Genomic DNA, 18,137 nt, shown 5'->3' on the forward strand with positions numbered 1-18,137 from the left:
TGCATTTAGCTGTGTAGCGCAATTTGATAAGCCCAATATCCTAAGTAGCTGTACCCTGCAATGAGTGTAGCGTAGCTCAGTAATTTTACGCCAATACTGCCACGGCTCAGTACAGCAACATGGGCGATAGCGATCGCAAATATGGTTAGTGGCGCTGCGTAATAGCCAACAAACATCATCAATAGCGCCACAATAGCCAATATTAATGGGGTTTTCTCTGTAGGAGCTTTGGCATGATGGCTCAGCTGAATCGGCAGTAAACTCAGCGCAACACTGACGATGATGACACCGATATTAAGCGAAATAGCGCCCGCTCCTTTAATATAAATCATCGCAACTATAAAGGTGATTACTGCTGGAATTAACGATACTAACGTATGAAGCTGGGCAAAACGTTGGCTGTGGTATTTGCCTGTAAAATAAAATAAGCCTGTCAGTAATAAATTGAAAAAGCAAAAGCCACCTAACGAAATTGCCAACATTAAAATATTGGTCGTGTCAGATTGAAAAGCCAATGCTGGCATCGGGGCAAACAGGGAAACACTGAGCAAAGATTTTACAAAAGCGGGAGTGAGTTTCATCGGATGTCATAATCAATTAGAGATGACTTACCTTGGCTTAAAGTGCAGGGAACTGCAAGGTGAAAGCGGAGTATTTGGTGAGACCTAGATCTTGGTCGGACTGTCAGCTGAATTTATAGCCATAAAAAAACCCGCACTAGGCGGGTTTTTTAGAGAAGCTAACAACTATAAACGGTAGCTCATGCTTAGCATGATTAGGTGTGCGTTGTAGTCGTGGCTATTGCTGCCAAAACTTAACACGTTCCAGATCCCGTCAGGAGCAATATCGTTGCCCGCGTCGTTATCTTTGTAGTTTTCCATCTTATAGTCTAAGCGCACATCCATTTTGTCTGTTGCGCGGTAAAGTGCGTAAACATTGACGTTATGAACTTTGGCATAGTAATCGCCGTAATCACCAGTGATCCCTTGGGTGACTTGAGTATTACTATTAGAATCTGAGTAAGTGTAATCAACACCTAAACGCAGTTTCTTTTCCATCAGGTTGTTGTAGCTAAACCCTGCACCAATAACATCAACTTGATCTTCAACGACACCAAACCAGTTTGGTGTTGAGAAGTTGCTGCTGCCAGCTTGTTCTGAATCGATGTTTTGACGGTTGTAGAACGCTGTCAAAGTCATGTCTTCAGTCATTAGGTAGCTAACACTCGCATCGTAGCTGATATCTTTCGATTCAGTTAAACCGATTTCAGTTTCGCTGTAGTCATCAAGTGCATAGCGAGCACCAAAGTCGATGGTTAACGTTTCAATTGGGCTGTGAGTAACACGAGCTTCAACTTGAGTACGCTTTCTATCGGCTAGGTTGTACTTACGTAGTAAGTCATTTTGCTCAGCAGAGGTCCATTCTGATGCTTGGTACTCAGAACCATCACGCTCGCCGTAGCTGCCTTTAACCCACATGTCCCATTTGTCGAATGCGCTGATACGGTACTTAGCCCATACTGTGCTTTCTTCAGTGGTTTCGCGGTCTTGGTAGCTGCGCTCATCTTTACGGTAATCAAAACCACCTTCAAGTCTATGGCCACGTGCAAGGCGGTAGTCCGCACCTAGCTTAGCTTTGTTGGTGGTGATGTCGTATGGCGTGTTGTAAGCCGCTTGACCAGTGGTTGAGTCGATGCTGATCTGCGTCCACTCTTGCACGTTGGTTTGGTTGTCACGATCGTTGTAATCGTAGCTGGCGTTTAAACGTAGCTGGCGATTGATGCGTGACACAACCTTAAAGGTTGCTCCAGTGGTTTCAACTTTACCGTCAAGCGATTCTGAAGGCATTTGATAACCGTAACCAGAAGTGTTGAAGTCTTGGTCTTGAGTCATTTGACCATAATGAACGCGACCGTTCATGATGGTTTTGCCAGCCACATATTGACCCATTAACGATACCGTGTGGGCTTCGTTGTCAGGATCAAGCGACATATAACCAGTGGTTTGCGCACCAAAGGTCGGGCTGAATGCGTTATCAAAAGATAGTTCGCTGTACTCATTCTTAAAGATTGAGCCATTGTAATTTAGGGCGGTAAACCAGTTATCACCGCTAAAACGAACGCCGGCATCTAGAGTATCAGTGGTGTAGTCAACAGGCTCTGCAATCATCATTGATTGATTGTAAAAGCTACCAGAAGCTTGCTTAAGGCCTGTCTTATCTTCACGCATATAGTTGATATGCGTGCTCCATAAAGACTCACCTTGCTGATCGTTAAAAGAGTAGTCAATACCTAAACCGGCTCTTTTACGCTTAAGCGATAGCTCAAGCGGATTAAGGCTTGAGTTTAGGTTGGTCATATCCTGTGTGCTGCCACCATGAACCCAATCACCAGGAAGGGTAAGGTCATCACTCCCAACCCCTTGGTATGGACTCATGGCGCTATCTGTTTTGTAGGTAGCGATTTGGCGATAGTTAAGGTTTAGGTTGTATTGACCGGCTTTACCGACATTGATGTCAGCGCGGCCGTTTTCCATACCTAAGTTATCTGCTTCAATAGAAGCTTGGTAGCCGCTTTTGCCTGCATATTTTAGGTCAGCATCAACTTTACCAGCGAATTCGTCTTCTGCAGCAAAAGCATTTGCTGAATGAATATCATCGCTGTCGTTGTAGCCAACGCCGACACCGATAGAGCCGCTGTAACCTGTTTCAACTGCACAACGCTTACAATCCCATTTTTCGAACTTTACTTTATCGGTATTTGCATTTTGAATACCGTAGCCGTCAACAGCCATCGCCGCGCCCGGTGCTACTGCACCAGCACTAGCAAGCAGGGCGAGCGTGACCAAATTTAGTTTGAATTTCATCTTCACGTCTCCTTAGCGCTGGAATAGCTTGCCAGATGGATGGTTTGAACCATGGATCTGGTTATGGCAATTTAGACAGCTACGACCACCGGTAAAGGCGTTGCCACCAACAGTAGAACCTTGATCTGTGTTACCAAACTGAGGCTGACCGCTATGAGGCGAGGCATGACACTGCTGACATAATTGCGGAGCACGAGTTTTTAGCATGCCTTCATTCACGCTGCCATGAGGGTTGTGACAAGTAACACAATTCTCAGTGACGGGTGCATGCTCCCACAATTTTGGGCCACGTTTCTCTGCGTGACATGAGTAACAGGTATCGTTAACGCTAGGCTTAACAAGATCTGAGTCGCTCATTGTTCCATGTGGGTTATGACAATCGCTACACACCATTTGTGCCCATTTCATTGGGTGGCTAGAGCGTTTGTTCATGTCAGCTTTTTGCTTAGTATGACAGCTAGTACAGACTTCCATTTCAGTGTTTTTAGACAACACTGGATCTTTGGCTGTGTGAACTGAGTGACAAGAAGCACAAGCGATATCGGCATTGTCATGGTGTCCGCCATTCCAATCCATACGTTTGTCGTCTTTGTGACAGCTCATACAGACACTGTTTTGCTTTTCAGCAACTAATGTTGAGTCTGGACCAAAGGCGATCATTGGCTCATTGCCGCCGCGGTTATGCTTACCCATTGGGCCATGACACGCTTCACATTGAAGGCCTGCCATTGGGCTCTTGCTTGAGTCCACCGAACCGTGAACACCATTGAAGATGTCCATGACTTTTTCTGATTTACGGTGACACATAAGGCAAGAATCAGCGCCTTTTGGCGAGTATTTACCTTCGGCAAATTTCTTATCTAGTGTGGCTTCTACTTCATCAGGGCTCATCTTAGCATCCCACTTAGAGGCTACTGCTGTTTGAGCAAAGCCAAGTGAAAGTACTGCCGATGCGACTAGCGCTGGAAGTAAGGTTTTTAATTTCTTTGTGATCTTCATAATCGATTTCCTAAATTTGCACAATTTTTTGTGAAAGCGGGGGAGAGGACTCCCCCTATTTTCAATACTCTTAATGACCTAAGTCATTGAGAAGAGCTGCACAAATTACATCTTAACCGCAGTGTGATCCGCTGGAGTTGGTGCGTGACAGTAGAAACAGGTTTCTAGTTGCGCTGCGTCAGTCGCTTCATCTTTAGAAACATTAACTAATGCGCCTTGGCCTTCAACGTGCGACTTGAACTTGTCCATGTTGTAGCTGTGACAAGAAGCACAAGTTGCCGCGATAGGTGTGGTGTAGACATCAGTCCCAGCAAAGCTGCTTGCAATGGCACCTTTAACTTTGAATGCATCAAGGTTGAAGTCATTATGACACTGGGTGCAATCTTTGATAATGCCTTCACTATTATGCCTAGCATGTAATTTTAGTTCTAATGCGCCAACAGGGCTGTACGGGGTACCGTCTGCTGTATGACAGGCTGCACAAGCATCAACACCGATAATAGGTTGGTCGTTAGCATCTTTTGTGTGAGCAAGTTGCTCGGACATAACGAAACCAGCATGATTGCCACCTTTGTGAACTTGGAACTCTGCACTGTGGCATGTTGCACAGGCAGTGAAGTTAACAGAGTCAACGTGACGCATACTTGGCGCTTCACCAGAAAGGGTAGCGAAAGCAAGATCGGCTTTCATACCTGTGTATTTATCAGTGTCTTTGCCATCAAAGTCTGCATCATCACACTTAACAAATTCACCGTCTGCAGAGCACATAGCCCAGCCAACAAAGGTGAAAGCGGTCTCGTCGTCAGCGCCAACAGCGCCAAGCTCAAGATCTTGAGTGGTTGTGTAAACTAACTTGCCATCTTCGATAGCTGCTTTTGCATCCACGACACCGTTCTTAATCGCATTGATTGAGTCTTTACCACCATAACCTAAGGTTACGTTGTTTGGTCCAACGTTAGTGATAACCTCTAAACGCTGCACCATTGGCAGTATAGTATTGATATCAACTTCAGCGCCTGCTGAATCAACAACTTGAATGCTGATTGTGGCTGCTGCAGTTGTGCTATCAATACTAGAAGTCACGTTGATGCCGTATGTATCAATCAGTGCTTTAGTGTCACCGAAGCTGCTAGTGTGTAGCTCTTCAGTCCAGCTTGAATTATGACACGCAATACAGTTTGAGTTGTCAGCTTGCTGAGAGTGACCTTTGCCCGCTTCAAAGTCGATGTTAGTGTGACAGCTAGTACAAGTTTCCATGGTTGGAATACGTGACCAGTTGCCCCATTCCGCTAGCTCACCGCTATCAGCTTCAGGCTCAACGTGGCAAGATTTACAGTTGTTCTGAATAAGTGCTTCAGCTGCTGCACCGGTATACTCTTTATCGTATTTGTCTTCGAATGTCTTAGCGGTGTTATGAATATTGTGGATTAAGTGGTTCCACTGAGATTCAGTCGACATTGAACTGCTGTGACAAGTTGCACAGGTTTCTTGGGTGTAGTAGCTGCTATGGCGAGTTGTTAGCGGCTCACCTTCTGCATGGCAGTTAGTACAAGTTTCATGAGACACGATGTCTTTAGTGTACTTGGCTTCATAGCCTTGACCGTCAAAGTCTGCAACGATTTCGCGGCGTGGAACCGTTGTTGCACCGTCAGCAAGAGTTGAACCTTTGCCACCTGCGTATACGTTAAAACGCTGAGTCATATCAGCACTGTATTCGCTAAGTTCGAGTGTAAATGAGTATGAACCGTCTTTATTATCGGTGTAGCTATCAACGCCAGAAGCGCGAGCTGTACGGGTCCACTGTGCACTGTTACCTGCACCAGTAGCACCTTGTGGTGTTAATTGAGCGGCAACAACACCTAGGTCTTGTAGACCAATAACTGGAAGGTCTTCTTCGTTAGTGGCAAACACTTTAATAGTTGGTTGACCATCAGTGTAAGTCACGTCGGTAACTTTAAGATTCAGCGTATTGATGTAATCAGCTGCTGGACCGCCAGGGTTGCCTGGGTTGCCGTCAGTACCATCATCGCCACCACAGCCGGTTAAGGCCATTGATACAGCGCCTGCTGCTAGCAGCAGTGCAATTTTAGATTTTTTTACGTTCATCATTTTTTCCCTGCATAGGTTTGGCACTGTCTTAAACGTGTGGCCCGATTGAGTAGACCGACTGTAATTTTTTAATTGCCGCTTAAGTCAATGCTGGAAATAAGATTCCCCAATGAAAGGCTAACGTAATGCAGGGCTAAAATCAGCAGCCTAGGTGCTAATGTGTGATGCGGATCTGCCTATTTCTAAAGAGGTATTAAGAGGGATGGTTAAACGACGTTTTTGAAGCTTAAAATAACGTTAAATATGTAAAATATGTAAGAAAAGTTGTATTGATGAGTTGGGAATCACTCGCATTAAAAAAGGGAGGCGAAGCCTCCCTTTTTAGTAGTAGATTATCTTGCTACTTGTTTATTCAAACTAGTGGCTGCTGCCCCAGTTAGAGTGAGCTTCAAGAATTGAATCATCTTTATGACAAGTAGAACAAGTCTCTTGTACATTTAGCGTTTCATATGTAGACGCTGGAACACCTAGAGTAGTCAGCTCTGCGCCTTCTTGCACTAAGATACCGCCCATTGCTTGGATATGAGAAGCGGTAGCATCATTTAGGCCATATGGCGCTTGGTGACAGCTTACACATGCCGCAGTTTGTGGTGAAACAACAAGTTGTTCATTAGTACCTTTTGCATATCTTTGAGCATCAGTTGTACCAAACGCAACTGGCGCTGCATCAGCTTTAATTTTACTTAAAGAGAAACCATCTTCACCGTGACAAGCTTGACACTCAGTTTTCTTGAAGAACAAGTCGCCTGAGCTGTCGTAGACGTAGTGCTTGCTGTGAGCGATGTAAGCTAGGTTAGAAGAACCTGTGCCTTTCTTATCACGCGTGCCGTTGTGACAGCTTGCACAGCCATCCATGTCGTTACTAAAGCGATGTTTAATTGCTGTTGTATGACATTGCTGACAAGCTGCCATCTCTGCATGTTGAACACGCGGAGAGGTAGTTACGGCAGTGCCGTCCACTTCAAAGTAAGCAGTATCAGAGTTTGCGTAAGGACCTGAGTTACTTACAGTTGTTCCGTCAAAGTCACAATCTTCAACAGTGCCTTTGCCATCGAAACAAACGTGAATCTGGCTACTTAGTGCAACTTTCACATCTTCGGTTTGCATCACATCTTCAACGAGGAAGAAGTCATGAGAATCATCACCATCTTGCATCAATGACACATCTTTGATTGTTACGTCAATTGAGCCATCTGCGCCAGCGCTAAACAGGTTGTAGCCGACTTTTTGGTAGTTAACTAGGAAGTCATCGTTAACAACGCCGTTAAATACGATAGCACTTGTAAATCCGCCATACTTGTATGGGCTTGGATCAATTTGTGCCAAAGTAATGGTGTTATCACCATTGGTAACCGTCATGTTAGCAACAATTGTTTCAGTTGCTTCATTGTATGTCATGCTATTGAAAGTGACTTTGGTTTCTGCTGCTTGAGCATTGTCATTTTTCAGGTAGTGGCCTGATTCAGCGCCGCGTTGGCCGCCGTTTGGATCGTTATGGCAAGATACACAGTTTTCTTTACCTTCTGCAATCTGACCTTTGTCACTATCCCAATGCCAGCTTGGTACTGCATATGGGCTGTTGTGGCAGCTCATACAAGTTGCTGTATCAAGATCAGCTTTCCAAGCGTCAGCCATAGCGACATTTTCGTCTGCTTGGTGACAAGTTTGGCAATTTGAAGCTGATTGTGGATAGACGCCATTATAGTATGCATGGCTATGGATATCGTGAGCCATGGCTTTGATTGAACCATCAAATTCAACGCTACCAGTCACATTGCCATCTTCGTCTTTTACATCTTTCATGTATGAGTTGTAATCAGCATGACAGAAAGTACAAGATTCTAATGTGACGTGTTTGCCACCATGCATTGCTAATGAACCATCTTGACCCGGACGGTGACAAGATTGGCATGTTTCATTGGCAATAACAGCTTTAGGTTTGTCTTGTTCGGTATCAGAGCTTGGTTGCCAGTAATAGAAAGTGTTATTAACTAGAGTAGAACCAGCGTCATTTGCTGATTTAACACCTAAATAGATACCCGTTGTGGCATCTGCTGAATAAGAATATTTTTCTAAAGTATCAATTTCTTTGTTTAATACTAATGTGTAGCTACCGTCGCCATTATCAGTTAGGCAATCTTCACAGTTTTTGCCTTGGAAGTATGAAGAGCCAGTGTAGTAGCCTTCACCTTTGTCTTTATTGAAGTAGCTTAACCAAACATCTCTTGGTGAGCCTTCAAGATCGGTTGTGCCTACTTCATCTTCTGAACCTACACGCCCGAAAGATACTGCACCGATTCCGTCTTGTTGTAGACCAAATACTGCTGCACCATTTGCGTCACTAAGATTGAAGTTTACCGTTAGGAAACCGTCTTCGCTGACTGAAGCTGAGGTAATATCTGCGTTAACCTGAGATACTTCACCAATTGGCGAGCCAACTGGACCAGGCTTGCCGTCTTCACCGTTTTTGCCATCATCACCACTACAGCCGGAAACTGCTAATGAAAGCACTCCTGCTGTGAGTAGCGCTTTTGAAGTTGCGCTTAAATTGAAAAATTTCATCATTTTTGTCCCTGCAATAGTTTTTAATCATCACTAAAAAGGGATTTAATTTGAGAACAAATCTCATTTACCCTTATTTAGTGTGTGGAATTTTATTTCCACCTCTAAGGCTAACTAACAGCGTAATTTTTAGCAGGTGTTTTAGATGCTTTATGTGATTAAGGTCAGACTATTTCTTTAGGGGTAGAGGGAATAGTGTGTTTTTAGGACTATTTTAATCCTTACTTAAGTGTTTCTTCGCTCACAACTGTCTTTTGTGGCGAGTTTGTTGCGATCTTTAGGGGTTACTGTTTCTTCATAAGTAGTTGTGTTACCGCTTTATAGTGGAAATATGCTTATCGTCTGTTTGGTATTTAGTTTCAACGATATCTAGACATGAAAAAGGCGAGAAGATAGTCTTCTCGCCTTTCTATTTGGCATTGTTAAATGCATGCTTACATTAAGCGATAATATTTACATTACTTGTAATTGGTTGGGTGAACTTTATCCACCCCAAAAGTCTTACCTTCAGCGTGACAAGTTGCACAGCTTTCTGTACCGTCATAAGTGCCTAGAGGTGCACCAAATACGCCGCCGTTAGACTCAACGTGAGCACCGAAGCTTTCTTTGGTGTGGCACGAACCACATGCTGCGGCAGTAGGAGAGTACTCCAATACTGCCTCATCTTCACCTTCATTTAATGTTGCAGGAAGAGAACCCGTGTTCGCTAGGGTTAGCTGACCTTTTTCATGACAAGAAGCACAATCACCATAGTGTTTAGTAAAAGTAATGTTCTCATTACGATTGCTGTTTACTTTAGTGCGCTTGTTAGCATGCAGGGTATGGATCATTACTTTGTAATCAAGTGAGTTGACTAAACCCACACGACCACCTTTGAAAGACCCATCGGCAACAGCGTGTAAAGCTTGACCTTTATGGCAACTCACACAGCTACCATCAGTAAGTGCTAATGGTTGCTCTTTGTTATCAGGCATATGACATGTACCACAGGATGGTCTCGTGTGGAAAGAAAGGTCAATGCTGTCGTCATGGCAGGCTTGGCATGCTTTTTCTGATGCACTGTTCATTCTTACAGCTGCCGTTTCACCAGTAGGGGCAAAGGCAGCTGCTTCAGCGGTCAAAGTCGCAATAATATGTTCTTCATCAGAGCAAGCAACAGTTGTTTCAGTGTCGCGTGAAGCACAGATATCTAGGTGACTCATCATAGCCCCTGATAGCAGTTCAACACCAAGTTGATTGATCGTGTACTGATACCCTTCTGAGGTTTGCTCAACAATAATGTCGCCCGCAGCGATTGCCTCAGCATCTGCTAGATTAATCATTTTATGGGTAGCAGTTAAGGCTTCTCGAGGCATTTTCCAGACATCAGCGAAGTCATTATGATGATTCTCGACGATTTGAACATTTAGCGCACTTACTGCTGGATCTTCATGTGGCGCTGTAGCGGAATCACTTTCAAAGTGAACAATAAAGCTCAAGCTATCATTTTGCTGATGGTAGTTACCATTTTGAATCGAGAAATCGTATGCATCTTTAGCGGATGTAATCGTGAGCTCTTTGTTCAAATGGAACTTTGCTGCGCCCATTGGGTTACTGTCATCGGCGTGACAAGCTGCGCAATCTCTTTCAACATACTGAGGGAACTGCTCAGAGTGGAACAGACCTCGCGCTGTACCATCCCATTCTGGTGCGGCAAATTTTTCGTGACAACTTAAACATGCCTCTTGTCTATGGAAGTGGAATTGATTAGCTTGCGCTGGCGCAGCTTCACCTCCAATGTGGCATGATTGACATGCTTTAGCATCTGCAGGGAAAGTCACTTCACTGTAGTCGTGTGCTTTTCCGCCATAACCAATCATGAAGTACTGGCCTTTATGGATTTGGTGAAGCATAGAACCCATGTCGATAGTTGCCCCTGTTTCTGGATCGCCAGAGTAGGTGGTATGGCAAACTACACAGTTTTCAACTTCAATACGTTTGCCGCCATGCATTGAAAGCTTTGGTGCCCACGCATGTTCGTAGTCATCATTGTGACAACGTATACAAGATTCTTGTAGATGGACAAGATTACGAGTTTCATCGGCTTCAGCTGCTCGATCAAGTGCTGGGATGAAATCGTAATGTGTGTTGATTAAAGTAGCGTTACTGACTACGTTTGTCGGTTTCAACTCTAGCGTAATGCGGTGAGTGAGTTCACCTTTGAATTCGGTATCTAAGCCTTCAATTTGTTCGTACTCGTTGAGTGCTTTAGAGAAAGTATAACGATACTGTCCGTGGCCTAATGCTTCAATACAAGCTGTTTTACAGCTCGTTTCGATGTTAGCTTGAATCTGTGGTCCTTGGTGCTTATCCCATCCTTCAGGTAAGTCTTGACCTTCAGCGATGTCGCCAGGCAATTTCATGCTGTTGATATAGCTAACCCATTGTGATGACTTCTCACCTTTCATCGGTGTAGCCTCTGGCTCAGGGCTGTCAAAACCAGGTAATGGACGGTCACGCTTCTGTAGACTGTCTAGTTTGGCAATACCAAAGCCTAAGGCATTAATATTCTCAAATGTATCTAAGCCTGAAACTACTACACCATTGGCTGTTTCGAGTTCGAAATCTACAGCGACAATGCCGTCTGTGATTGTGGCATGTAAAATATTGGCGTTTAGACTTGTTGCTTGTTGGATATCAACGCCGATATCGCCATTGTTGCCATCTTCACCGTCTTTGCCATCACTGCCACAACCTGCAAGCGCAAAAGAGAGTGCGCCAATGCCGATTGCTGATTTTACAGCGGTTGCGAGTTTATATCGATTTATCATCATTTTATTCCCTGCATAGGTTTTATCTGCTGCGAGGTTTTTACCTCTTAAGCGTGAGGAACTTCCTCAACACGATCTTACCCAAAAGAGGTAGTCAGCAATAATATGGACTAGGCAAATGTGATGTAACCCTGCTGTGATCTTTCAAAGGCTACAGTATTGTTAAATGTCAATTTAAACAGTTGGTTAGGGAGTCTGATTGTAGGGGGTTAAGCTTGAGTTAAGGCTGAGGGTGGCTACCTTAAAGTAGCCTTAAAGAAGTGATTCTTTTTAAGAGTTAAGTTGATTTAAATCAAGCTGAGTTACTGTGGTTATTGCGTATTTATACTGTGTAGTAACATCTAATTGAGCAAGGGTGGCGTAAAGGTTTTTTGGTTGTTAATGAATTGTTCCGGGAGTGGTGCGCGAATGATTTGTTTGCGTTTTATCAGCTAAATATATAATAAAAGCGGCGTGTTAACGCCGCTTTTATTTAGAAAAATAGCTTAACTATTACCATTCTACAGGGTGAACCGAATCAACACCGTTGGTTTTACCTTCAGCATGGCAGGTTGCACAAGATTCACTTCCTGGAACATAAGTGCCGCGAGTGTCATTTGCCGCACCACCATTAGCGCGAATATGCGCGACTAATGAATCCGTAGCACCGTGACAGCTGACACATGTTGACGCAATGGGGGAAAATTCAACCATATCCAGTACTGCATCAGTAGAGGGTGTTGCTACCATCGCACCAAGTCCATCCATTTTAAGCTGGCCTTTGTCATGACAGACGGCGCAGTTACCATAATGCTCAGGGAAGGTGATTGGATCTTGCGTCGAGCGCTTATTGGCATGATGCGCATGTATACGTACTTTAAAGTCAATATGGTCCTGAATCGACTTAGAGTCAGCTCCTGAACGAGTCGGGTTATGACACATCTGGCACTCGCCTTCAAAGTTACTGTAACTGCCGCCGTGTTTGAAATCGATACCAAATTTACCGATGAATTTTTCATCGTGACAGTTGGCACAAGTATCGTTACTCACCACGACGCGTCTGGCCATCACGCTGTCATCACCATTGAGATTAAATGCTACCAGTTCACCGGTGATAACCGCTGGGTTAATAGATTCGTCGGTACCTGTGCCACAAGCAACGCCCATCAGCGTATCTCTATCAACGCACATTTTGGTTGAAATCACACCGGTTGCGGCTTCGCTAGCATCAGCCATTAATGTCGTCGCGGTAGTGTATCGATAAACGCCATCACTCACCGCTGTTGGTGTTAGAGCAAGGAGATCCACTTTTTGTGTTCCTGAACCAAAGTCGATGTCATTACCAAAGCCAAAATAGATTGCGCTTAAGGTAATACGCTTATCGACATCAGGACTCATCACTGGAGTCGTTAATGAAGAGTCTGCAAATTGCACATCAAATGTTATCATGCCCGTGGCTACTGACACTGAACCTGGTACTAACGTAGCGGAGTAGCTGTCTTTAGCATTATCTTTAGCGACTGCATCGGTAAAGTGATGCGCTGCACCAGCTTCACCTTTCTCTGCATGACAGGTACTACAATCTGTCGTTTCGATATATTTATCATGCATATCGGTTTTGATTTGTGCTGGATCGGTTGAGTCTGAGTGACATGAGCCACATGCTAATGCGCGATGGTGCTTAAAGTTAAACGCATCCACAGGGCTCATTTCACCCTCTTGGTGACATGCACGGCAATCATACATATCTGCGGGGAAGGTCACTTCAGAATAATCGTGGATGCTGCCACCATAACCCACCATCAGGTAATCACTCTTATGGATTTTGTGAACCATATAGCCCATGTCGATGGGTGCGCCGGTTTCTGGGTCGCCTGCATAACTGGTGTGACACATTTGGCAATTAGCGATATCGAAACGTCTGCCACCGTGAAAAAGCAGTTTAGATGCCCAGGGATGGTCATAATCGTCACTATGACAACGTAAACATGATTGCTCTAAAAACTCTACTGTACGCGTCGCGTCTGCAGCGACCATTTCACCCGATGAAGGTAAAAAGTCGTAATGTGCATTGATGAGTTTATTGGCCGTACCATCCGCTCTTAGCTCCATGGTAACGCGGTGAGTTAGACTATCATCAAAGGTTAAATCGAGTCCTTCAAGTTCAGGCACGTCATTTAAGTTAAGTTGGAAGGTATAGCGGTACATGCCACTGCTTAGGTTTTCTAAACACTCCTGGGCACAGCTAGATTCAAGTCCTGGCTGTAACTGTGTACCGGCTTTATCTTCAAAGCCTGGTGGGACGTTAGCTGCGACGGGTTCAACTGCGCTATTAATGTAGTTCACCCATTGCGGTGTTTTATAACCTTTGCCTTCGGTGGGGATTAATTTTGCGACTCCCATACCTATCCAGTCGACAGCTTGGTAAGTGTCGAGATCTGTTATCGCTACTCCGTTGGCATTTTCGAGTGTGAACTCTACTGCAATCACACCTTCAGTCACAGAGGCTGATGAGATGGACGCTGTTAGTTCGTTGGCCTGAGCAATTGAAAAACCAACTTCACCATCTTTACCATCTTCACCGTCATTGCCGTCGCTACAGCCAAACAACAAGGTGGCACTCGCGAGAGCAATCAAACTGAGTTTTGAGCTTCTAGTTTTGATTTCCATAATTTTGCGTTCCATTTCTCATCACTAAACATTGAAAGCCCAATAACCTAGGTTATTGGGCTAATGATTATTATTTTATTGGGTGAACTGCTAACACATCGACCGAGGCGCCTTGACCATGACAAGTGGCACAACTTTCAGTTCCAGATGTTGCATCCGCTTCTGTGCCGTTAAACACGCCTCCTTGTTGAGTCATATGACTCTTAGATGTGTCGCTGGTATGACAGGCGCTACAGATAGCAGATGTCGGGCTGGTAAAGCTGCCGTCGTCAAAGGCCAATGGCGGAACGCCACTATCAAGCGGTAATGCTGCTGTTAGTACACCGTTGGCATCTTTTGTATGACATTGGGCACAGTTACCGATATTGGCTGGGTAGTTAATATCTGGATAACTTTCTCGTGAACCTGCATGCAGAGTATGAGCTAAGTGTTTGTAATCGGCTGTTGATGCAGCAGCATTCATCGCACTTGCTTCAGCTTGCATATTAGGGTTATGACAAACCTGACACTGACCTTCTAGATCATTACGAGAGCCATGATAATTGAGCTCTTGATCTCCATGACAACTGCCGCAAGTTTCGTTGGTGACTACCACTCGGCGGCCTGTATCACTGAGCGCCGCCGCACTAAAGAACTGGTGACTAGATTTAAGGTTAGTGGTGTTATCAGTCCCTGCGCAATCGGCCAACATGTCGTCATCACTACACAGCTTTCCTTGAATGGCTAATGTTCCTTTATCACTAGCAAGCTCCGTAGGTACGGTTAAATCTGCGATCTGGTAATTAAAGACGCCATTACTGCCGGAAATAGGGGAAATGTCTTGTAATTTTATTGATTTAGCACTGCGAGTCGTGTAGTCAACGCTGACTCCCCAGTTCGCATAAACCCGAAGGTCATTGACAAAGTCAAGCTTGTCGGCGCTATCGTTATAGATCTCGTTAGTGGCTGGGTTAGATAATCTCACGGCTAAATCTACAGTCGTGCCATTTAAAGACGCACTGACAATTTCCACATTAAATTGGCCAAGAACGGCTTCGGTATCTGCTTGACTATGGGCACTCATGGTCCAATCAGCGTTATGACAAGCGACACAGTTACTATTGTCTTGTTGAGTTGGGTGACCTTGTCCGCTTGGGAAGTCGATATTGGTATGGCAACTGCCACACGCTTCCATTGTAGGAACACGTGCCCAGTTCATGTTTTCCGTTAATGTTTCATCAGCGACGTGACATGTTTGACAATCCGCTAATGAGCCAGGAAATCCGGTTAAATGCTTACTGTGAACCATAGGAGCAAAAACATTATCGGGGTTACTGACTTTGTCGATGTTATGGCAAGTTACGCAGGTCTCAACTTCATTGTATTTACTACCATGGAAAGCGAGATCACTGTGACAGCTATTACAAGTCTCCATTTCGATGAGGTTTCGCGTATAGGCAGGGGTGCCGGCTTTATCCTGCCAATCATAATGTTGGTTGGTTATTGGCAGTGCAGTGCCATCGGGTAAAGAATCGCCGCCAACTTTAATCACCACACGTTGGGTGCCGCCAGACATAAAGCTAATGTCGTTCATACCATCGAATGCACCACTAAAAGTGTAGCTATATTGGCCATTTTTATGGTCGACAAATTCGCCGTCACAAACGTCAGCACAAGACTCCGAGGTGAAGTACTGCCACTGACTGGCATTACCTGCATTGGTGTAGCCCATTGGTAGCAGTTGTGCTGCAAGGTAAGTTGCAGAAGGTATTCCTATGACTGGCTCATCTTCCTCATTGGTTATGCGGTAATTGACCGTGGCAACTCCAGTGTCAAAAACAACCTCTTTAACAGTGATATTTAGCTCACTAATCTCCGAAGCGGGGGGGCCTCCAGGTTCGCCGGGGTTGCCAGGTGAACCATCGTCACCGCCACAAGCAGCCAGCATGGCAATTAGACCTAGAGGAATACTTTTATGAAGTCGTGATTGGGTGATCAGTTTCATTTTTATTTCCTTGAATTCCTTTTATTGACAGAGCTACATTTGGTAGCTGAATGTCAGGCCAAAATAATGAGCATTATAGTCGTGGCTTAAATCGCCAAAAGTCAGCACGTTGGGTATAGAATCAACTGCTAAACCCTGGTTCAACCAATCGGAGTCTTTATAGTTCTCGAAAATCCAATCGAAACGTAATGCCATTTTCTCGGCGAGTTGATACTTTGCGAAAGCATTAATATTGTGCTTTTCGGAGAAGTAATCGCCGTAAGGAGAGGTGATCCCTTGAATAACATTGGTATCGCTTTGCCCGTCGGCGTATGAATAATCGAGGCCAAGATTGAGTTTGCTATCTAACAAGTTTTGGTAAGTTAAACCTGCACCCACTAATGTGGATTGCTCATCGGTGTTGGCATACCAATTAGCTAAGCCAAAGTTTGAGCTACCAGCTTGGTCACTGTCACGCCAATCTTGGTTGAGGTAGGCGTTAACATTGAAATTCTCGCTTATCATGTAATTGGCTGATATATCGTAGCCTTGGGTATCAACCCGAGTTAAGCCAATTTCTGTATCATTATAGTCGTCATAGCTAGCATGTAAGTTGGCACTGGCAGAGAACGCAGCTGAGCCACTGTAGGCCACATTAAGTTTGTATTCTTGACGCTGCCTATCTGCAAGGTATGACTTTCTTAAATAGGGATTACTGGGACTTGATGTCGTCGTTACGGCTTTATAGGTACTACCGGTTCTATCACTCGCTTCGGCTTTTAACCAAGCAGACCAGGCCGGGGATATTCGGTAGTTTAGCTTTGCATAGAGGCTATTTTGCTGCAGAGAGTCTCGGTCTAAATCGCTATAGTCGTTATGGTCATAACGATAGCCGCCATCTATGTATATACTGCGGTTGAAACGGTATTTCGCGCCAACATCGACTAACTGTTTAGTACGATCATATTCCGGGTTAACAGCGGTGCCTGCATAATAACTATCGGTGATGACTTGTGGATAGGCATTCAGTGCTGTTTTATTGTCTCGATCTGAGTAGTCATAACGCGCTCTTACGCTTAAGCCTCGTAAAGGTCGGCCAGAGTATTTAAGTTTCATGTCGGTGGTATCAACCTGACCGTCAAGGCTACTGGTTGGCAACGCGGGGGAAGGACCATTTATCGTTGCCGGTAGGAAAGCTTGATCTTGTGTAAAGCTCGCAACACTCAGGTTCATCAGCACCTGATGACCGTTGCCGGTTAGTTGTGCATTTGCCCCGACTCGATAGGCTTTATTATCCGGTGCCGCAGCGCTTTGTCCTGCATAAGCGGCACCAAATGTAGGTGTAAAGGCTGACTCCCAATTAACGGCTTGATGGTCATTCTTGTACTGGCTAAAAGAAGAGTCTATGCCGACTAACCAACCTTTACCGTTAAAGTAGATTTTTGCACCAAATTCATCGGTTGTATCATCAATAGGCTGGGCTAGCATGGCACTATTGGTGAGTAAATTACCTGAAAAAGTGCGTTTACCTTCACGCTTTTCATGCTGGTAATTGATGTCAGCCTTGTAGAAGCTACCTTTATAGTCAGCTGCTAATAAAAACCTATCACGTTGAGTTTTTAACGCTGTATCGGAAATGTCGTCATTTAGGTTCGACATTTGCCCCGTGGTTGCACCTGCTTGCCAATCATCGGGCAGAAAAAGCTGATCTCCACTATTCATATAGGGTGTTAGCGCCGCATTGGTGTCGTAGTTCGCCAGTCCTCGATAACCTAAAGCGATGGAATATTGGCCTTTTCGGCCAGTCTCTATTGCCGCGCTGCCTGTGTCATACCCCAGTTTGTCTGCTGTTATTGTGGTTTGATAACCATTTTCTGATTGATAATTAAGGTCAGCCTCTATATGCCCGACTGCGCCGTCTGTATCTGTACCGGTCGTATTACCAAAATGAATGTCGCTTGCATCATTGTAGGCGGCGCCTATGCCCACACTGCCATTAAAGCCTGAGGTTGTTACGCAGCGTTTGCACTCCCACTTTTCGACTTTTGCTTTGTCGCGGTTGGCATTCTGGACGCCGTAACCTGTTGCATGCACCGATGTTATAGATGCGCTGACAGCCAATGCTATTAGAGAAAACTGCAACGGCTTATTAATATGGAACTGTATATCTTTCATCATTGC

9 protein-coding genes are annotated in these 18,137 nt (G+C 44.7%); all 9 read right to left on the bottom strand.

Features of this window, described 5'->3' with window-relative positions:
- Positions 1-5: 5 nt before the first annotated feature.
- The 9 genes from AB4135_RS04170 to AB4135_RS04210 all read right to left on the bottom strand — a co-directional run bounded on the left by AB4135_RS04170 (position 6) and on the right by AB4135_RS04210 (position 18,134).
- Positions 6-581, bottom strand: a complete 576-nt coding sequence (locus AB4135_RS04170) for a hypothetical protein (RefSeq protein WP_371990576.1) — start codon at positions 579-581, stop codon at positions 6-8.
- A 165-nt stretch (positions 582-746) separates the two neighbouring features.
- Complete coding sequence (locus AB4135_RS04175) at positions 747-2,864, bottom strand: MtrB/PioB family decaheme-associated outer membrane protein (protein ID WP_371990577.1); 2,118 nt, start codon at positions 2,862-2,864, stop codon at positions 747-749.
- Between the two features lie 12 nt (positions 2,865-2,876).
- Positions 2,877-3,863 carry a DmsE family decaheme c-type cytochrome gene (locus AB4135_RS04180; RefSeq protein ID WP_371990579.1) on the bottom strand — a complete coding sequence of 329 codons (987 nt, stop codon included), beginning with the start codon at positions 3,861-3,863 and terminating at the stop codon, positions 2,877-2,879.
- A gap of 105 nt (positions 3,864-3,968) precedes the next feature.
- Positions 3,969-5,969: an OmcA/MtrC family decaheme c-type cytochrome gene (locus AB4135_RS04185; RefSeq protein WP_371990581.1), complete on the bottom strand. Its 2,001-nt coding sequence runs from the start codon at positions 5,967-5,969 to the stop codon at positions 3,969-3,971.
- Between the two features lie 360 nt (positions 5,970-6,329).
- Positions 6,330-8,534 (bottom strand): OmcA/MtrC family decaheme c-type cytochrome, encoded by a 2,205-nt coding sequence (locus tag AB4135_RS04190; RefSeq protein ID WP_371990583.1) that lies wholly within the window; start codon positions 8,532-8,534, stop codon positions 6,330-6,332.
- A 458-nt stretch (positions 8,535-8,992) separates the two neighbouring features.
- Positions 8,993-11,347, bottom strand: a complete 2,355-nt coding sequence (locus tag AB4135_RS04195) for an OmcA/MtrC family decaheme c-type cytochrome (RefSeq protein ID WP_371990585.1) — start codon at positions 11,345-11,347, stop codon at positions 8,993-8,995.
- A gap of 489 nt (positions 11,348-11,836) precedes the next feature.
- On the bottom strand, positions 11,837-13,993 hold the full coding sequence (locus AB4135_RS04200) for an OmcA/MtrC family decaheme c-type cytochrome (RefSeq protein WP_371990587.1): 2,157 nt from the start codon (positions 13,991-13,993) through the stop codon (positions 11,837-11,839).
- 70 nt (positions 13,994-14,063) lie between these two features.
- Positions 14,064-15,977: an OmcA/MtrC family decaheme c-type cytochrome gene (locus AB4135_RS04205; protein WP_371990589.1), complete on the bottom strand. Its 1,914-nt coding sequence runs from the start codon at positions 15,975-15,977 to the stop codon at positions 14,064-14,066.
- Between the two features lie 33 nt (positions 15,978-16,010).
- Positions 16,011-18,134, bottom strand: a complete 2,124-nt coding sequence (locus tag AB4135_RS04210) for an MtrB/PioB family decaheme-associated outer membrane protein (RefSeq protein WP_371990591.1) — start codon at positions 18,132-18,134, stop codon at positions 16,011-16,013.
- Positions 18,135-18,137: the final 3 nt, after the last annotated feature.

Source organism: Shewanella sp. 10N.286.54.B9 (assembly GCF_041468565.1).
Taxonomy (GTDB): domain Bacteria; phylum Pseudomonadota; class Gammaproteobacteria; order Enterobacterales; family Shewanellaceae; genus Shewanella.